The sequence below is a fragment of the Neisseria sp. HMSC066H01 genome, assembly GCF_001837375.1.
Classification (GTDB): Bacteria; Pseudomonadota; Gammaproteobacteria; order Burkholderiales; family Neisseriaceae; genus Neisseria.
Genome location: NZ_KV832195.1, coordinates 442506 through 459050, shown reverse-complemented (window position 1 = coordinate 459050; position 16545 = coordinate 442506). Strand labels below are relative to the sequence as shown.

The 16545-nt window shown below is 49.7% G+C and carries 15 protein-coding genes; 12 read left to right on the top strand and 3 right to left on the bottom strand.

The annotated features are described in order from the left end of the window. Window positions 1-46: 46 nt before the first annotated feature. A complete protein-coding gene (locus HMPREF2551_RS08970) occupies window positions 47-445 on the top strand; it encodes a DUF350 domain-containing protein (RefSeq protein ID WP_039861961.1) in 399 nt (132 codons plus the stop codon). A gap of 196 nt (window positions 446-641) precedes the next feature. Here the strand turns inward: HMPREF2551_RS08970 and HMPREF2551_RS08965 are convergent, their stop codons facing one another. Then, window positions 642-1472 (bottom strand): outer membrane beta-barrel protein, encoded by an 831-nt coding sequence (locus tag HMPREF2551_RS08965; RefSeq protein WP_070823170.1) that lies wholly within the window; start codon window positions 1470-1472, stop codon window positions 642-644. Window positions 1473-1902: 430 nt separating this feature from the next. Between HMPREF2551_RS08965 and HMPREF2551_RS08960 the strand changes: the two genes are divergently transcribed. The 7 genes from HMPREF2551_RS08960 (at window position 1903) to HMPREF2551_RS08935 (ending at window position 9049) form a co-directional block, all read left to right on the top strand. Next, window positions 1903-2916, top strand: a complete 1014-nt coding sequence (locus tag HMPREF2551_RS08960) for an SPFH domain-containing protein (RefSeq protein ID WP_070838552.1) — start codon at window positions 1903-1905, stop codon at window positions 2914-2916. A 167-nt stretch (window positions 2917-3083) separates the two neighbouring features. Further along, on the top strand, window positions 3084-4604 hold the full coding sequence (locus tag HMPREF2551_RS08955; RefSeq protein WP_283122422.1) for a DUF4178 domain-containing protein: 1521 nt from the start codon (window positions 3084-3086) through the stop codon (window positions 4602-4604). A gap of 1 nt (window position 4605) precedes the next feature. Further along, window positions 4606-4752, top strand: coding sequence for a hypothetical protein (locus tag HMPREF2551_RS10620; protein WP_168167199.1), 147 nt, complete (start codon window positions 4606-4608; stop codon window positions 4750-4752). Continuing rightward, window positions 4749-5129: an adenosylmethionine decarboxylase gene (gene speD / locus HMPREF2551_RS08950; RefSeq protein ID WP_070838550.1), complete on the top strand. Its 381-nt coding sequence runs from the start codon at window positions 4749-4751 to the stop codon at window positions 5127-5129. Before HMPREF2551_RS10620 ends, speD begins: the two co-directional genes overlap by 4 nt. Before the next feature lie 194 nt (window positions 5130-5323). Then, entirely contained in the window at window positions 5324-6934 is a 1611-nt protein-coding gene (locus HMPREF2551_RS08945; protein WP_083323132.1) for a DUF4178 domain-containing protein, read from the top strand. Window positions 6935-7001: 67 nt separating this feature from the next. After that, window positions 7002-8612, top strand: a complete 1611-nt coding sequence (locus HMPREF2551_RS08940; protein ID WP_070838546.1) for an NAD(P)-binding protein — start codon at window positions 7002-7004, stop codon at window positions 8610-8612. Between the two features lie 68 nt (window positions 8613-8680). Further along, window positions 8681-9049: a hypothetical protein gene (locus HMPREF2551_RS08935; protein ID WP_070838544.1), complete on the top strand. Its 369-nt coding sequence runs from the start codon at window positions 8681-8683 to the stop codon at window positions 9047-9049. A gap of 106 nt (window positions 9050-9155) precedes the next feature. Here the strand turns inward: HMPREF2551_RS08935 and HMPREF2551_RS08930 are convergent, their stop codons facing one another. Next, window positions 9156-9794, bottom strand: a complete 639-nt coding sequence (locus HMPREF2551_RS08930) for a bifunctional 4-hydroxy-2-oxoglutarate aldolase/2-dehydro-3-deoxy-phosphogluconate aldolase (RefSeq protein WP_070838542.1) — start codon at window positions 9792-9794, stop codon at window positions 9156-9158. A gap of 197 nt (window positions 9795-9991) precedes the next feature. Continuing rightward, the gene (gene edd, locus HMPREF2551_RS08925) at window positions 9992-11827 is read right to left on the bottom strand and encodes a phosphogluconate dehydratase (protein WP_003745735.1); all 1836 of its coding nucleotides are present in this window, start codon (window positions 11825-11827) and stop codon (window positions 9992-9994) included. 481 nt (window positions 11828-12308) lie between these two features. On the opposite strand from edd, the gene zwf reads away from it, so the two are divergent. The 4 genes from zwf to hexR all read left to right on the top strand — a co-directional run bounded on the left by zwf (window position 12309) and on the right by hexR (window position 16404). After that, a complete protein-coding gene (zwf, locus tag HMPREF2551_RS08920; RefSeq protein ID WP_070838540.1) occupies window positions 12309-13754 on the top strand; it encodes a glucose-6-phosphate dehydrogenase in 1446 nt (481 codons plus the stop codon). Between the two features lie 63 nt (window positions 13755-13817). Further along, window positions 13818-14519: a 6-phosphogluconolactonase gene (gene pgl / locus HMPREF2551_RS08915; protein ID WP_070838538.1), complete on the top strand. Its 702-nt coding sequence runs from the start codon at window positions 13818-13820 to the stop codon at window positions 14517-14519. After that, window positions 14500-15480, top strand: coding sequence for a glucokinase (locus HMPREF2551_RS08910; protein ID WP_003745741.1), 981 nt, complete (start codon window positions 14500-14502; stop codon window positions 15478-15480). Before pgl ends, HMPREF2551_RS08910 begins: the two co-directional genes overlap by 20 nt. Window positions 15481-15555: 75 nt before the next feature. Continuing rightward, window positions 15556-16404 carry a DNA-binding transcriptional regulator HexR gene (gene hexR / locus HMPREF2551_RS08905; RefSeq protein ID WP_003745745.1) on the top strand — a complete coding sequence of 283 codons (849 nt, stop codon included), beginning with the start codon at window positions 15556-15558 and terminating at the stop codon, window positions 16402-16404. Window positions 16405-16545: the final 141 nt, after the last annotated feature.

The following is a 16545-nucleotide window of genomic DNA, read 5'->3' as shown; positions in this document are numbered from 1 at the left end:
CAAAAGTATGGCATAATCACTTTATTGCAAACCAAGGAATCTTATCGTGAGTATTTCTCTGTCCCAATATCTGCTCTACCTGCAATATATGTTGGCAGGTATCGCCATGACTGTTGTTTTTGCCGCCGTATATCTGCGGATTACACCTGTTGAGGAATTGCGCCTGATTAAAAACGGCAATCTTGCCTGCGCCTTATCATTTGGTGGAGCGTTGGTCGGTTTCTGTCTGACACTGGCTTCAAGTATTGCCCACAGCGTCAGCTTCATCGATTTTATCCTGTGGGCCCTTGCCGCAGCCGTGATTCAGATTTTTGTCTATTTCGCCGCTACCATGATGATTAAAGGCGCTACCGCAGAACTCATCGGCAACAATGTCGCTGTCGGCGCGTTGTTTGGCGCAGTGTCCATTTCGATTGGCATTTTGAACGCTGCTTGCTTGACTTGATGTTGATGGTCGGTTGGATAGCAAAAGATGTGCTGATCCTGACTCCTACCTAGAAAAATTATCGGTAGATTTTTTTGACTGATAAGGTCTTATGTCTGATGGTATTGGCGTTATAGTGAAATTCTGAAAGCATCAAAAAATTCAGACGGCCTGTTATATACAAGGCCGTCTGAAACGTTTTAACTACTTCGTTAAATTAGAATGAGTATTGCAATCTTACACCTGTTTCTCGGGTGCGGTTTTTAGGTTCGATCGCGCCCAATTGAACGAAGCCATAGTCTTCTGTAACAGTGAAGTTTGAATCTTTGACTTTCCAGCCGCGATAGAACGGGGTTAGGGTGATTTTAGAACCGTTAGCGAATTTTTTAGATACTGGTACTTCAACCTCAATACCTTGTCCGCCACCTTGTTTCATTCTGGTTTCTTCTCGATCTGGCTCGTAAGAATACTGGCGGCCCTTAACGGCACGATTGTAGGCAATACGAGGAGAAATCTCAAAGTTTGCAGGAAGGGCAACATTCACACCGGCATTGATTTGCGCATATGTAGTTCGGTTTTTGCGGTCATAATCATCAGGATCGACACGTCGGCTCAAATCTCTCAGAACACGGTGTCCCAAGCCTGCACCGGCAGTCAGGCTAAAGCGATCGTTAATCGGATGTGTATATTCATATAAGGCACGGATATCGTATGCACGACGTGGGGCGTCTTTGAGTGTGGCAGAACCATAACCTGTGGATTCACCAAATCCATTTTGGAAACTTCCTGTGTAATCTGATTTACCACGGGAATAACGGCCTTCCAATTTTGCCGCATGGCGATCGTTGAAACGGTATTTAACCCCCGCATTAATAGACCACAGGTTGCCTTTTTGTTGCATTATTCGGCTACCATCTTGTTCATATTCGCGATAGGTTTCGTTGTAATATTCGCTGCCAACGGTAAACTCAACAGGGCGGGCAGCCTGTGCGCCTACTGCAGCAGACAGTGCCAACACAGCAAGACAAAAATGAGCAGAATTTTTCATGTAAATTCCTTTTAGTTTGGAAAAATCAGTGTGATAATTTAGTACCATTGCATGGCAAAGTTTATAATATTTAATGAATATTAACAATGTCGATGGGTAATATATTTACTTTTATTAATTTCTTTAATGATTTATCGCAAATATTTGTCTTTTTTATGAGACAGTATGGATAAAAAAACCTGGAAAACGTGTAAAACTGAGTCGTAAGAGGTTTAATTTTGAATTTTCAATAAGTTAATATTTCCATAGTTATTATTTAGTTTGCGATAAAAGTATATACAGCCGCCCACTCTATTCACATACATTAAAGACATTTTAAATGTTAATATCGTATAACGTTTTATCTATTTAAAATAAGCGATATAACCGACCAGGCAAATTGACCTGGCTGCCCATAAGTTATCCCTTCTTCTTAAAATAAGGAACTGCGATGTTCAACTTTATCAAGAAACAGTTTATCGACGTCATCCAATGGCCGAATCCTGACGACAGCCTGCTGATGTGGCGTTTCCCGATTGCCGATGAGGAGATCCAAAACGGTGCGAGCCTGACTGTGCGTGAGGCGCAGATGGCGATGTTTGTCGATGAAGGCGTAACCGCCGACGTGTTCGGTCCGGGGCGTTACACGCTTAATACGCAAACGCTGCCGGTGCTGACCAACTTGAAAAACTGGGACAAGCTCTTTGAATCTCCGTTTAAATCGGATGTTTACTTTTTCAATACCAAACAGCAGCTCGCACGAAAATGGGGTACGTCCCAACCTGTTACCGTGCGCGATGCCGAGTTTGGTGCGGTGCAACTGCGTTCGTTCGGTATGTATTCTTACCGCATCAGCGATCCAGCAAAATTCTTCAAAGAAGTCAGCGGTGTGGCGGCGCAATACAGCGGCGTAGATTTGGAAAACCAGCTGCGCAATATTGCAGTCACTCAACTGGCTGCCGCGTTTGGCAGCTCCGGTATTCCGTTTTTGGATATGGCTGCGAACCAAGTTTTGTTGTCGCAAAAAATCGGCGAATTGCTCGGCGCAGAATTTGCCAAGCTGGGTTTGGCGCTGGAAAATTTCACTGTTGAAAGCATTACCTTGCCCGCGTCTATTCAGGCTGCGTTGGATAAGAAAATTTCGATGGGCGTTATCGGCGATTTGGGACGTTACACCCAATATCAAACCGCCGAATCTATCCCGCTTGCGGCACAAAATGAAGGCGGACTTGCCGGAATCGGTGCCGGTTTGGGCGTGGGTGCCGGTATTGGTCAGGCGATGGCGGGTGCCATGTCTGGCATGATGCAGCCGAATGCGCAACAGGCTCAACAAAATGTTCAGCCGGCTGCCGAAGATCCGCAGGCTAAATTGGTGAAACTTAAGTCTTTGCTGGATGGCGGTTTGATTTCGCAAGAAGATTTTGACAAAGCCAAGGCTGAAGTGTTGAAACAGCTGATTGGTTGATCAATTGAAGGCCGTCTGAAAAATATCATTCAAAAGAAGCGTTGAGCTGCTTCTGTGAAGTGAAAAAGTTTTCAGACGGCCTTTCAAATGATTTGATTAAGCCTGTCCGACTTCAAAAACGTTAAGGCCGTCTGAAACATTCCAACCCATTCTGGAAAAGCAAATCCATGTCTCAAACTCCTTTCTTCAAAACCGACTGCCCAAGCTGCGGCGCACCCGTCGAAGCGCATTCTGCTTCTGCCGTGACGCTGGTGTGCGGCTATTGCAACAGCATGCTGGTGCGGCAAGATAACGGTGTTGTCGACTCCGGCCGCGATTCCGCATTGCTGGAAGATTTTAGTCCGCTGCAAATCGGAACCAGCGGCACATTTGTCGCACAACGCTTTACCTTGGTCGGACGGCTTCAGGTGCAATACGACGATGGCGCGTGGAATGAATGGTATGCGCTATTTGACGACGGCAGGGCCGGGTGGCTTTCTGAGGCGGGCGATTTGTATGTGATGACCATGCCGGTCGAAATCGATAATCCGCCGAAATTTGAAGACACGCGAGCCGGATTTAGCGAGCTGACTTTTCAAGATAAGCACTATATTGCCTCCGATGTCCGCAAAATCAGTTTGAAACGTGCCGCCGCGCAGGGCGAATTGCCGTTTGTTTTGAAAGAGGATACAGAAAATCGGGTTTCTGACTGGCGTTGCGAAAACCTTTTCATCACGCTCGATTACAACAATAAAACTCCCGAAGCCTTCTTCGGGCGGATGGTAAACCTAGATGATTTGAAGCTGGAAAACACGCGCCACGAAGATGAAATTAAAGAAAGCGCAGGCCGTCTGAAAGGCAGTATTACTTCAGAAAACTGTCCTAACTGCGGCTCTTCCATTCATTGGGTAAATGGTCTGACTTCCCATCTGAACTGTCAAAGTTGCGGCAGCGAATTGGCAGTCGGCAAAGATAAAGCGGAACTTATTACCGCCAATAATCTGCGTTTGTCCCAAAATACGCTGTTTACTCTGCCTATCGGCTCGACAGGCCGTCTGAAAAAACGCGAATTTTACGTTATGGGAGCGATCAGATACGCCGAAACTGACGCACAGGAAACATTCGATAACCTGTTCAACGGCGCCAACCGCGTGCTCACACCCGAAGGCCAATGGTCGGAATATCTGCTTTACAACCCAACTCAGGGCTTCTTATGGCTGGTTGAAGCTGATGAAGGTTGGAATATTTCCGAAACCTTGAGCGATTGGCCGCGCCTCGACCGCAATCGTCAACCGCAAGGCTATGGCAAACTTTATGACTATGGCGGACGGGTCAGGATTGCCAGCGGAGCGTTTTATTGGCGTGTCCGAAACGGTGATTTGAATTATTACAGCGATTACCGAGACGGACAAAGCCGTAAGCTTGGCGCAGAACTAAACAGTCACGAAATGGCATGGAGCAGAAGTACACCCATTGCTTATCGGGAAATTGCAGATGCATTTAATTTGACCAGCCGCGCTCCGCATTACACTGCAAACATGGCGGCAGACGGTATTGATAAATCATTAAGAATCATAATGACCGCCATCTTGGTTGTCGTCAACCTCCCTGCGCTTCTGACCGGCGACAGCTCTGCCGCACTTACCGTCATCTTTATAGGATGCTGGTTGTTGTGGACCATGGGCAAAAAAGACGAGGACGAGGATTAACATGTCGAGAATCACTTACATCATTTTCAGCACCATCATCATCGTCATCTCCATGATCATCAGCTACGGCTCTTCCGATTCCGATAGCTCGCGTATGCACTCCGGCGGCTATTACGGCGGCAGTGGTTATTCCGGAGGCCATAAATGACCCATGTCCCCGGTAATCATGGCCTATTGGACTTATATGGCTGCGATGAAGCCATCTTAAAAGATGAAGGCCGTCTGAAAACCGCTTTAGCAGCTGCCGCACAGGCTGCAGAAGCCACCATATTGACCGAACATTTCCACACATTCGGTGGCGCAGGCGGCGTAACCGGCGTTTTACTGCTTGCCGAGTCCCACATCAGCATCCACACTTGGCCGGAACACCATTTCGCCGCCATTGACGCATTTATTTGCGGCGGTATGAAATTGGAAAAAGTGAAGGAAATCTTGTGCAGGGAATTGGCGGCAGAAAGGGCTGTTTGGACGGTTGAGCAACGTGGCGAAGGTATACTGGGCGATATACAGCTCTTGGTTGAATAATAAAATCTGTCAGGCCGTCTGAAAGCATATTCAATCCGTTTTCAGACGGCCTTAAACCTTGTGCTGATTAAACTGAAATATTGACGTTATATGGAAAAAACGCTTTTTTTAAAACCGATTGCCCAAGCTGTGGCGCGCCTGTGGAGGCATATTCCGCTACTGCCGTGACGCTGGTGTGTGGTCATTGCTACAGTATGCTGGTAGTTAGAAAAGGAAAGAAAAAAAGCGGGAGCATTGTCTCATATTCGGAGCGGGATTCTGCGCTCTTGGAGGATTTCAGTCCGTTGCAAATCGGTACGAGGGGTGTTTTTGCGCATCGGAATTTTACGTTGATCGGAAGATTGCAGGTGCATTACGATGTCGGCGTATGGAACGAATGGTATGCTTTGTTCGATGATGGTCTGACCGGTTGGCTGTCTGAAGTTGGTGATTTATATGCTATGACCTGTGAGGCTTCAGGCAAGGCAAAAGGGTTGCCGACAACTTTTGAGTCAGTTCGCCTTGGGCAGAGCTCTTTCGAGTTGGACGGTAAAACTTTTGTCGTTTCAGACGCACGCACCATCCATTACTGCAATACTGATGCACAAGGAGAGTTACCGTTTAACCTGACCGCAAAAAAGGCGACAGGTAAGATTTGTGATTTTCGTTGTGGCAAGCTGTTTCTGACCATAGATTTTACAGTATCGCCACTCACTATTTATCTTGGCCGCGTTGTCAGTTTGAATAGCCTGAAGCTGGAAAACTTACGCAGCGATGATGAAATCCAGGCAAGTGCAGGTCATCTGAAAGGAGAAATTCACGCCGAAGCCTGCCCTAATTGTGGTGCATCGGTTCATTGGCCAAGTGGCGTAACTTCTTTTCTTCTTTGTTCCTCTTGCGGCAGCAGTCTGAATACGACGAAAGATACTGTCGAATTGATGAAAGAAAATACGGCACGGCAGGCACAGCAAAACCTGTTTACGCTGGATATTGGCACGATAGGCCGTCTGAACGATACGGAATATCGGGTGATTGGCGCCGTACAATATGCCGAAATCCCTTTCGGCAGTATTACCCGTAACTATGTTGTCAAGGAAGAGCGGTTTGGGAAGTGGACGGAATACCTGCTTTACAATACACAGCAGGGCTTTGCTTGGTTGGTAGAATCGGGAAATAGCTGGCGGTTTTCGGAAACTTTGCAAGCATGGCCGGAGTTTGATGTCAACGGCAACCCTATCGATGAGAAGGTGGTTGATCGTTACGGCGGGCGGGTTGAAACAGCAGCGGGAGCGTTTTATTGGTGTGTCAAAAGCGGGGATGTGATTGACTATACCGAATACCGCTCAGCAACAGATTATTCTGACAATTCCAGATTGTGTGCCGAACAGGGCAAGGATGAAACGGTTTGGAGCAGAAGCAAACCTATTCCTTACAGCCAAATGAGAAAGGCATTCGACCTGCCGCGTGATTCGGTAGGTGCGTTTGGCTTATGGCTGACAAACGAAGAGAGGCGTCCTGAAGATCGTGATGACAGAATCCGTGCTTTTGCTACGTTGATTCTCATCGTTATCAATCTTCCGGCGTGGTTGTCTCCGGATTTGTTGAGCTTTGAAGGCATTGGGGTTAGTTTGTTTGCATTGGTGTGGATATGGATAGCGGAGAGATTTAAAGATGATGACGATTACGAAGAAGAGAGGGGTGTTATGATACTTGGCTTCTTCTTTATGATTTTTATTGCTACCTTATTCAACTATGTTAGCGTAGATGAAGGTGATTCGTCTTATTCGGGCAGCGGCTACAGTGGTTATTCTGGTGGACATAAATAGTACGAGGTGCACTCAAACTAAAGCAACCGCTATCTCATTTTTTTTTCAGATGATCTTTTTATAAAACATGCTAACCCGCCGTCAATTTCTCAGCTATACCGCCGCGCTTGGCGCTGCGTCCACTTTCTCTTGGCAGACTTACCAATACCTCAACCGCAAACCGCCGGTTTCTATTAACCGTGTCGGCTTGCCGTTGGGGCATTTGTTGCGTGACGGGGAATTGCTCAGCCCGCCGACCAGTTGTTATGAATGCAATACGTTGATACTCGGCGGCGGTGCGGCGGGTTTGGGGGCGTTGTGGTATTTGGCGAAGCATAATCACCGCGATGTATTGTTGGCAGAAGGATTTGAACGCAATGGCAACAATGCTGCCTATACGTCTTCAGACGGCCTGAAAGCGCCGAGCGGTGCGCATTATTTGGCTTTGCCGTCGAAAGAAAGCGTGTATGTGCGCGAGATGTTGGCGGATTTCGGTATTTTGCAGTCGGACGGCAGCTTTAGGGAAACCGATTTGGTCTATGCGCCCGAGTCGCGCCTCTTGTATCAGGATAAATGGGTGGAACATTTATTGCCGAAAGAAGATGCGGATTCTAAACGGTTTTTTGATTTAATCGGCCGTCTGAAACAGGCTTACGGCAATGACGGTAAGAAAATTTTTGCCATTCCGATTGCGTTGTCATCGGTAGATGAAACATGGCGAAAACTTGATAGCTTGACGTTCAAACAATGGCTTGCGCAAGAGGGCTACACCTCACCCGAGCTTTTGTGGTATCTCGATTATTGTTGCCGCGACGATTACGGACAAGGCATCGGGCAAGTATCCGCCTTTGCCGGACTGCATTATTTTGCCGCCCGCAACAGCGCGGAAACCGTCCTCACTTGGCCCGAAGGTTTGGCACATCTTTCTGAAAACCTGCGCCGTCATGCCGGTTTGCAGGAAGGTTGGCAATGGCCGTCTGAAAACCGCATCCGCCTCGACAAACCCGCTTCCATCAACGCTTCCGCCGTCAAAATCAAACCGCTTTCAGACGGCTGGATTGAAGTGTGGCTGCGTGATAATGCAAAAGGAGAAACCGTTGCCGTCACCGCGCAACACCTTATCTCCGCCATGCCGCTGATGGTTGCCGCCCGCATTATTGAATCTCCCGAACAATTTGGTCTGGACATTCCTGAATACGCGCCATGGCTGATTTCCAATTTTGAACTGCACAGTTTCCCGAAAGAAAAAAACAACAGCGAACTTGCGTGGGACAATGTGGTTTACGGCAGCCAAGGGTTGGGCTATGTTGTTGCGACCAACCAGCTTATCCGGGTTGCCCGTCCCGAACGCACGATTTTTACCGCCTACGCCGCGCTCAACCACGATGCGCCGCAAGCCGTCCGCCGCCAACTGCTTGAAGCAAGCGATGAAGAGCTGCTCCGGCTTGCCGCACAAGATTTGCTTACCGCTTACGGCGAAGGCTTTTGGCGGCATGTTTCCCATGTTGACATTACCGTTCGCGGACATGGCATGAGCGTGCCGAAACCCGGCTATTTAAGCGATAAGGCTTTATTAAAAATCAGAAATCGAAATACTGGATTATTGTTTGCACACAGTGACTTAAGCGGCTATTCGGTATTTGAAGAGGCTTTGTATTGGGGCGTGGAGGCGGCACGGAAAGTGTTGGAACAGGGATAATTAAAATGAGGCGGATATTTGGCTAAATTTCTGTTTACATTCAAATTTCAATTTTAAAAGGAAACTATATGAAATATTTGAGTTTTTCTCTGATTTTTGCCTTAGGGTTAGGGAGCGCGGCATTTGCCTCTGCTGAAAAAATGCTGCCTCTGAACGAAACAGGCTGCATTGACCAACCCTTACAGGTTAAACGTGGCCAAGTGTATGGCTTTAATAGCTCGGCAGATGCCGGTTTAGTGCTTTCATTCGCGCCTGTCAGTCCCGGTGTCGTTGTAAAAGACCCGAAAGGCAAACGGATTGCTTTGGAAGTGGGGGCTGATGGTGATACGCCTGAAAACCGCTTCAGCTTTGCCGAAATCGATCAGAAAGGACATTACACTATCCGCTTCCCGAGGGCAGGTAAGATTGAATCTTTGTGTGTCAATGCCGCCAGTTAGGATAAATATCAAGCTGAATAATGCTTGATTCAGTATGCTTGCAGTAAAGAAAAGGCCGTCTGAAATCATATTCAGACGGCCTTTACTCTTTTAACCTATAACCTGATTAGGCTTTGGGTTTCAAAGCGGCAGCTTCGCGAGCCAGACGGGTGATGGTGTTCCAGTCTTTGTTTTTGATGGCTTCTTTCGGGGTCAGCCATGAGCCACCGACGCACAAGACATTAGGCAGTGCCAAGTATTCGGGTGCAGTTGCCAGGCTGATGCCGCCGGTCGGGCAGAAGCGCACGTCGGCGTAAGGGCCGTAGAGGGCTTTGAGCATGGCTTTGCCGCCAACGACTTCGGCAGGGAAGAGTTTGAGGGTGTCGATGCCGTGTTCCAAAGCCAGTTGGACTTCGCCCGGAGTGGCAACGCCGGGAATCAGGGGGATGCCGCTGTTGTGGCTGGCTTTGGCGAGGGATTCATGCAAACCCGGGCTGATGGCAAAAACCGCGCCTGCGTCTTCGATGGCTTTGAGCTGTTCGGGATTGGTTACCGTACCTGCGCCGACGATGGCATTGGGCACTTCTTTGGCAATCAGGCGGATGGCGTCGAGGCCGACGGGGGTGCGCAGGGTGATTTCGAGGGTAGGGATGCCGCCTTCGACAAGGGCGTGGGACAAATCGACGGCGGTGCTTAAGTCGTCAATCGCCATCACAGGCACAACTGCGCCGGCGGTCAGGATTTCGCGTGGGGTCAGTTTGGACATTTCGGTTCTCCAAGTGGGATAGGGGCATTTTTGTTGAGGTCAAACGGGAAGGGGCTAAGTTTTCAGACGGCCTTTTTGAAAAATGGGGGAGAAGTTGCTTATTCGCGGGCAAAGCCCACGCTGCGTCTGATCCGTTTAAACAGCTTCAATAATTTTTCAGACGACCTTCTGTTTTAAAAGGCCGTCTGAAACGGACATCAGGCAAATTCGCCGCCGAAGCTCATGGCACCGGTTTCTGCGCTGCTGGTCATGCTGCGGAAGTTGGCGAAGAGTTCGCGGCCGCAGCCTTGTTGGTTCGCGCTCAAGTCGATGTGTTCGACTTCGCGCGCGTTCCATTCGGCTTCGTCAATCAGGACGTTGAGTTCGCCGGTAACGGAGTCGAAGCGGATCAGGTCGCCGGTACGGATTTTGGCGATGTTACCACCCATCAGGGCTTCGGGCGTCATGTGGATGGACGCAGGCACTTTGCCGGATGCGCCGGACATGCGGCCGTCGGTCAGCAGCGCCACTTTGAAGCCGCGGTCTTGCAGGATGCCCAAAGGCGGAGTCAATTTGTGCAATTCGGGCATACCGTTGGCGCGCGGGCCTTGGTAGCGGACAACACACACAAAATCGCGTTCCAACTCGCCGCGTTCAAATGCAGCCAAAACTTCGCGTTGGTCGTTGAACACGATGGCGGGCGCTTCGATGATGCGGCAGCCTTCGCGCACGGCAGATACTTTAATCACGCCGCGACCGATGTTGCCTTTCATCAGGCGCAGGCCGCCGTCCGGGGAGAACGGGTTGTCGGCTTTGCGCAGGATGTCGTCGTTGCCGCTGGTTTCGGGGGCTTCGCGCCATTCGAGTTTGCCGTCGATGAGGAAAGGCTCTTTGGTGTAGTGGCGCATGCCGTGTCCGACGACGGTATCGACATCGTCGTGCAACAGGCCTGCGTCCAGCAATTCGCGGATAACGAAAGGCAGGCCGCCAGCAGCGGTAAAGTGGTTCACGTCGGCTTTGCCGTTGGGGTACACGCGGATGAGCAGCGGGATGATGGAGGAAATTTCGTCAAAGTCGTCCCAGTTCAAGATCACGCCTGCGGCACGCGCCATGGCGACGAGGTGCATGGTGTGGTTGGTCGAGCCGCCGGTCGCCATCAGGCCGATCAGGGCGTTGATGAAGGATTTTTCGGTCAACATTTCGCCCAATGGTTTGATGGTACCGTTTTTAATGCCGCGCGCGAGGTGTCCGGCAGCGTAGCGGGTCAGGGCTTCGCGCAGGTCGGTGTAAGGGTGGACGAAGGCGGCGGCAGGCAGGTGTACGCCCATCATTTCCATCATCATTTGGTTGGAGTTGGCGGTGCCGTAGAAGGTACAAGTACCCGGGCTGTGGTAAGAGCCCATTTCGCTTTCAAGCAGGGCATCGCGGCCGACTTTGCCTTCGGCAAAAAGTTGGCGGGTACGGGCTTTTTCCTTATTGCCGATACCGCTGGACATCGGGCCTGCAGGGACGAAGATGCCTGGGATATGGCCGAAGGACAATGCACCGATCATTAAGCCGGGAACGATTTTGTCGCATACGCCCATAAACAGGCCGCCGTCAAACATTTGGTGCGACAGACCGATGGCGGTACTCATGGCAATCACGTCGCGGGAAAACAGCGACAATTCCATGCCGGCGTAGCCTTGCGTGATGCCGTCGCACATGGCGGGCGTGCCGCCGGCAACTTGGGCGGTCGCACCGTTTTTCTGTGCTTCGTCTTTGATTTGGTCAGGGAAGTCTTTAAACGGCTGGTGTGCGGAAACCATGTCGTTATAGGCGGTGATGATGCCTAAGTTAGGGACGGTTTCCTGAAGCATTTCGATTTTGATGCTCTTAGGCATGGAGGCGTAGCCGTGTGCCAAGTTGCTGCAGCCGAGCTGGTTGCGCTCTAAGCGTCCCATCTGTTTGGCGCTGCGGATTTTCGCCAGATATTTTTCACGCGTCGGGCGGCTGCGCTCGATGATGCGCTCGGTAATTTCGGCGAGTTTCGGGTGAATAGGAGTGGGGTTCATGTGCGGTCTCCTGGCTAAACGATATGATAGGGATTTTGTTTGCGCGTTTCTGATTTTTGTATTGGGTATGTTTCAGACGGCCTTGAGCTGTGGGAACAAATAATAAGGGCCGTCTGAATATTTGAAGATTTCTCTTCGAAGCGTCCGCATATTATAGTACAAAATCTGTAATTTTGTTACAAAATAATTTGCTAAATGTAAGAAATTTGATTTAAATCGAGGTATGGTCAATTCGTAAAACGATGGGCTGCAAAAGTCATCAAACTTTTATGTTAAATCAAACAATTTGTAAAAATGAGAATGGACAAAATGTGTAGCCATGTGTAGTATTGCTACTCATTAGCCCGCTTGTTTGAAATTTTGGTGCAGGCGATTGGTTTTTTACTGCTTATTGCTTAAAGGCTTTTGATTCTAATCGATTTTTATGGATGACGACAGTCCAAAAGTTTTGAAGCAAGCTTCCTCAACGAGAGATGAAACAATGAGTACACAGACAAATTTTGATTTGGTGTTGTTTGGCGCGACCGGCGATTTGGCAATGCGTAAACTTTTGCCTTGCCTGTATCAGGCGCATGTAGCCGGTTTGCTTCATCCCGAAGGTCGTATTTTGGGCGTAAGCCGCAGCGAATTGGATACCGCCGGCTTTTTGGCCAAAGTGGAAACGAATTCTAAAATCCATGTCAAACAAAACTTCTCAGAAGAAGCGTGGGCATCGTTTATCCAACGTCTCGAGTATTTGAAAGTCGATGTGACAAAGAAAGACGACTTTATTGCTTTGGGCGACTTGGTAAAAGCGCGCAAGAATACTGAAAATGTCGTGATCTACCTCTCAACTGCACCGAAATTCTTTGCGCAAGCCTGTGAAAACCTTGCCGAAATCGGTTTGAATGCCGATAACGTGCGCGTGGTTCTGGAAAAACCGCTGGGTACAGACCTGGCTTCTTCCCGGCAAATCAATACAGATGTGGCCCGTTATTTCAAAGAAGAACAAATCTACCGTATCGACCATTATTTGGGCAAAGAAAGTCTGCAAAACCTGCTGGCCCTGCGTTTTGCCAATGTGATGTTCGAGCCTTTGTGGAACAACAAATACATTGAAAGCGTACAGCTGACCATTGCCGAGCAGTTGGGCGTGGAAGAGCGCGGCGAGTTCTACGATATTACCGGCGCATTGCGCGATATGGTGCAAAACCACTTGATGCAAATGCTTTGTATGACCGCCATGGAAGCGCCCGCCAGCTTGGATGCCGATGCCGTGCGTGATGAAAAAGTGAAAGTCATCAAGGCTTTGAAACCGCTGACCATCGAATCCGTCAATGAAAATGTTATTCGCGGCCAATATGTTGCGTCAAACGGCATGAACGGCTATCTGGAAGAAGTCGATGTGCCGAAAGACAGTTTCACTGAAACTTATGTCGCCATCAAAGCCGAAATCGAAAACGAACGTTGGAAAGGCGTACCTTTCTACCTGCGTACCGGCAAACGCATGGCAGGCAAAGTAGCGGAAATCGTGTTGAACTTCCGTCCGCTGCAAAACCATATTTTCGACAACAGCCAAGCCGCGCCGAATCGTTTGGTTATTGAGCTACAACCGACCGAATCCGTCCGCCTTTACACGCAAGTGAAAACCCCGGGTGCAGGCAATAAAGTGGAAGTAACGTCTTTGGGTGTGGATTTGGGCAAAGCCGTAGAAGGCCGTCGCGCCGAGGCTTATGAGCGTCTGCTGCTGGATGTGATTAACGGCAAACTCGCTTTGTTCAACCGCCGCGACGAACTCGAAGCCGCTTGGGAATATGTAATGCCGATTTTAGAAAACTGGGCGAACAATACAACGCCTCCGCATGCTTATGAAGCCCATTCTTGGGGTCCTGAAGCCGCGCGCGCGCTGTTGGCGCGCGACGGCAACAAGTGGCACGAAGAGCAATAATATTTCTTTCAGACGGCCTTGTTTTCCAACAAAAGGCCGTCTGAAACCATGAAAGGACGAAACATGTTTGTTTGGCATGAACAAGAAAACGCTGCAACTGCCGCGCAAGCTTTGGCCGATGCCGTTGCCGCCGCATTGCAAACCGCATTGAATGAGAAAGGCCATGCGGTTTTGGCCGTTTCCGGCGGTCGTTCGCCGATTGCGTTTTTCGAGGCTTTGTCGCAAAAAGATTTAAATTGGCAAAACATCGGCATTACTTTGGTGGACGAGCGTATTGTCCCGACCACGCATGCCGACAGCAATACGGGCCTGGTGCGCGAATATCTGCTCAAAAATAACGCGACCATTGCCACATGGATTCCTGTTATTGAAGACGGAAAATCTGAAACTGAATTACAACCTGAAGTTGTCGTTGCTTACGCATTGAAACATTACAAGCAACCTGACGTGCTGGTGTTGGGCATGGGTTCAGACGGACATACGGCGTCGTTGTTCCCTCAAGCGCCTCAATTACAGGTACAGGCTGCAATCAATGAAGCCGATGACCCGACATTGATTCATACCACGCCGGTTACCGCGCCGCATGAGCGCGTAAGCATGACTTTGGGTGCGATTGCCAAAACGCCGAATGTGTTTTTGGCCATTCAAGGCGCAGAGAAAAAAGCAGTATTTGATAAAGCTGCCGCAAGGGCCGATACCGAATATCCGACCAGCCTGATTCTCAATCATCAAGGAATTAACTGCCATGTCTACTATGCACACTGAAGCTTATCCCCGCCTGGTCGCCGACATCGGCGGTACGAATGCCCGTTTTGCGCTTGAAACTGCCCCGCAAGTGATTGAGAAGGCTGAAGTTCTACCATGCAAAGATTACGATACCGTCGTTGATGCCGCTAAAACTTATTTGGAACGCGCAGGCAGCCCGAAAGTTTTGCACGCCGCCTTTGCGATTGCCAATCCGATTTTGGGCGACTGGGTGCAAATGACCAACCACCACTGGGCGTTTTCCATCGAGACCACCCGTCAGGCTTTGGGTTTGGAAACCTTGATTCTGTTGAACGACTTTACCGCCCAAGCTTTGGCAGTGACCAAAACCGAAAAGAAAGACCTGGTACAAATCGGCGGGCAAAAGCCCATCGAATTTGCGCCTAAAGCCGTTATCGGCCCGGGTACAGGTTTGGGTGTCAGCGGTTTGGTGCACAGTGCCGCCGGTTGGGTGGCTTTGTCAGGCGAGGGCGGCCATACCAGCTTTCCGCCGTTTGACGATATGGAAGTGTTGATTTGGCAATACGCTAAAAACAAATACGGCCATGTTTCCGCCGAGCGTTTCTTGAGCGGCGCAGGTTTGAGCCTGATTTACGAAGCATTGGCCAAACGCGACAACATCAAGCAATACCGTCTGAAGCCGTCTGAAATTACCGATAAGGCATTGAGTGGGACTTCTCCGCTTTGCCGCCAGACTTTGGATATTTTCTGCGCCATGCTGGGTACGGTTGCTTCCAATTTGGCTTTGTCATTGGGTGCGCGCGGCGGCGTGTATTTGTGCGGCGGCATTATCCCGCGCGTGTTGGATTACTTTAAAACGTCCCCGTTCCGCAGCCGCTTTGAAAATAAAGGCCGCTTTGAGGCTTATCTTGCCGCTATTCCCGTGTATGTCGTATTGAGCGAGTTTCCGGGCATCGTCGGCGCAGCGGCAGCATTAGACAATCATTTAAATAACGTTTAAACACACAAACGGCGGTGCAGGGCAGGGGTGGAGAAACCCTTGTCCTGAACGTCAAAAAATCAAAGGGTAGAGTATATGTTAAGCAAAATCAGCGAATCATTGTCCAACCTCTCCGGCGCAGAACGCAAAGTTGCCGAATCTGCGCTGGCCGAGCCGAAATGGTTCGTTCATGCCGCTGTGGCGGAAATTGCCGAGCGTGCGTCCGTCAGTCAGCCGACAGTAATCCGTTTCTGCCGCAGCCTGGGTTACAAAGGATTGCCTGAGTTCAAACTTGCTTTGTCTGCCAGCATCGGCCACGAAGGCATGCCTTACGTTCATGAAGAATTAAACGCCGATGACAACATGGGCAGCGTGGTTGAAAAAGTATTGGGCAATGCCGCAGCCTCCCTATTGGGCGAGCGCCGCTTCCTGAAAGAATCCGAGCTGGAAAACGCGATTGCCATTCTGATGCACGCGCGACGCGTTGAGTTTTATGGCGTCGGCAACTCCGGTATCGTAGCTCAAGACGCGCAACACAAATTTTTCCGCTTCGGCATGTCCACTGTTGCTTATGTCGATACGCATACCCAGCTGATGGCGGCTTCCGTATTGACCGAACAGGATGTGCTGGTGGCGATTTCCAATACCGGCTCGTCTATCGAATTGCTGGACGCGGCCAGTATCGCCAAAGAAAACGGCGCATCCGTTATCGCGCTGACCCGCAATGATTCGCCGTTGGCCCAAATGGCCGACTGCGTATTGAGCATTGCCACTCAGGAAAATGCCGAGCTTTATACGCCTATGGTGTCCCGCCTTCTGCAATTGGCCGTTATCGACATTCTTGCCATCGGCTTGGCCTTACGCTTGGGCGATACCGCCAGCACGCAACTGCAAAAAAGTAAAAAAAGCATACACAACAAACACATCGAATACGATAAAGATTGATTCTTCACTGACATTTTCAGACGGCCTCGCCTCATATTCAGGCCGTCTGAAACCTCAAAAAACGGAAACCATCCCGTTCCCGTTTCAGACGACCTCACGGCCGTTTTCTCAACAAAACTGTCCACTATCCAGGAGAGCATC

Coding starts and splice junctions, on each gene's coding strand:
- HMPREF2551_RS08960 (WP_070838552.1), top strand. CDS start 1,903: ATGTTCAACTTTATCAAGAAACAGTTTATCGACGTCATCCAATGGCCG.
- HMPREF2551_RS08935 (WP_070838544.1), top strand. CDS start 8,681: ATGAAATATTTGAGTTTTTCTCTGATTTTTGCCTTAGGGTTAGGGAGC.
- zwf (WP_070838540.1), top strand. CDS start 12,309: ATGAGTACACAGACAAATTTTGATTTGGTGTTGTTTGGCGCGACCGGC.
- HMPREF2551_RS08940 (WP_070838546.1), top strand. CDS start 7,002: ATGCTAACCCGCCGTCAATTTCTCAGCTATACCGCCGCGCTTGGCGCT.
- HMPREF2551_RS08965 (WP_070823170.1), bottom strand. CDS start 1,472: ATGAAAAATTCTGCTCATTTTTGTCTTGCTGTGTTGGCACTGTCTGCT.
- HMPREF2551_RS08930 (WP_070838542.1), bottom strand. CDS start 9,794: ATGTCCAAACTGACCCCACGCGAAATCCTGACCGCCGGCGCAGTTGTG.
- HMPREF2551_RS08910 (WP_003745741.1), top strand. CDS start 14,500: ATGTCTACTATGCACACTGAAGCTTATCCCCGCCTGGTCGCCGACATC.
- speD (WP_070838550.1), top strand. CDS start 4,749: ATGACCCATGTCCCCGGTAATCATGGCCTATTGGACTTATATGGCTGC.
- hexR (WP_003745745.1), top strand. CDS start 15,556: ATGTTAAGCAAAATCAGCGAATCATTGTCCAACCTCTCCGGCGCAGAA.
- edd (WP_003745735.1), bottom strand. CDS start 11,827: ATGAACCCCACTCCTATTCACCCGAAACTCGCCGAAATTACCGAGCGC.
- HMPREF2551_RS10620 (WP_168167199.1), top strand. CDS start 4,606: ATGTCGAGAATCACTTACATCATTTTCAGCACCATCATCATCGTCATC.
- HMPREF2551_RS08945 (WP_083323132.1), top strand. CDS start 5,324: ATGCTGGTAGTTAGAAAAGGAAAGAAAAAAAGCGGGAGCATTGTCTCA.
- pgl (WP_070838538.1), top strand. CDS start 13,818: ATGTTTGTTTGGCATGAACAAGAAAACGCTGCAACTGCCGCGCAAGCT.
- HMPREF2551_RS08955 (WP_283122422.1), top strand. CDS start 3,084: ATGTCTCAAACTCCTTTCTTCAAAACCGACTGCCCAAGCTGCGGCGCA.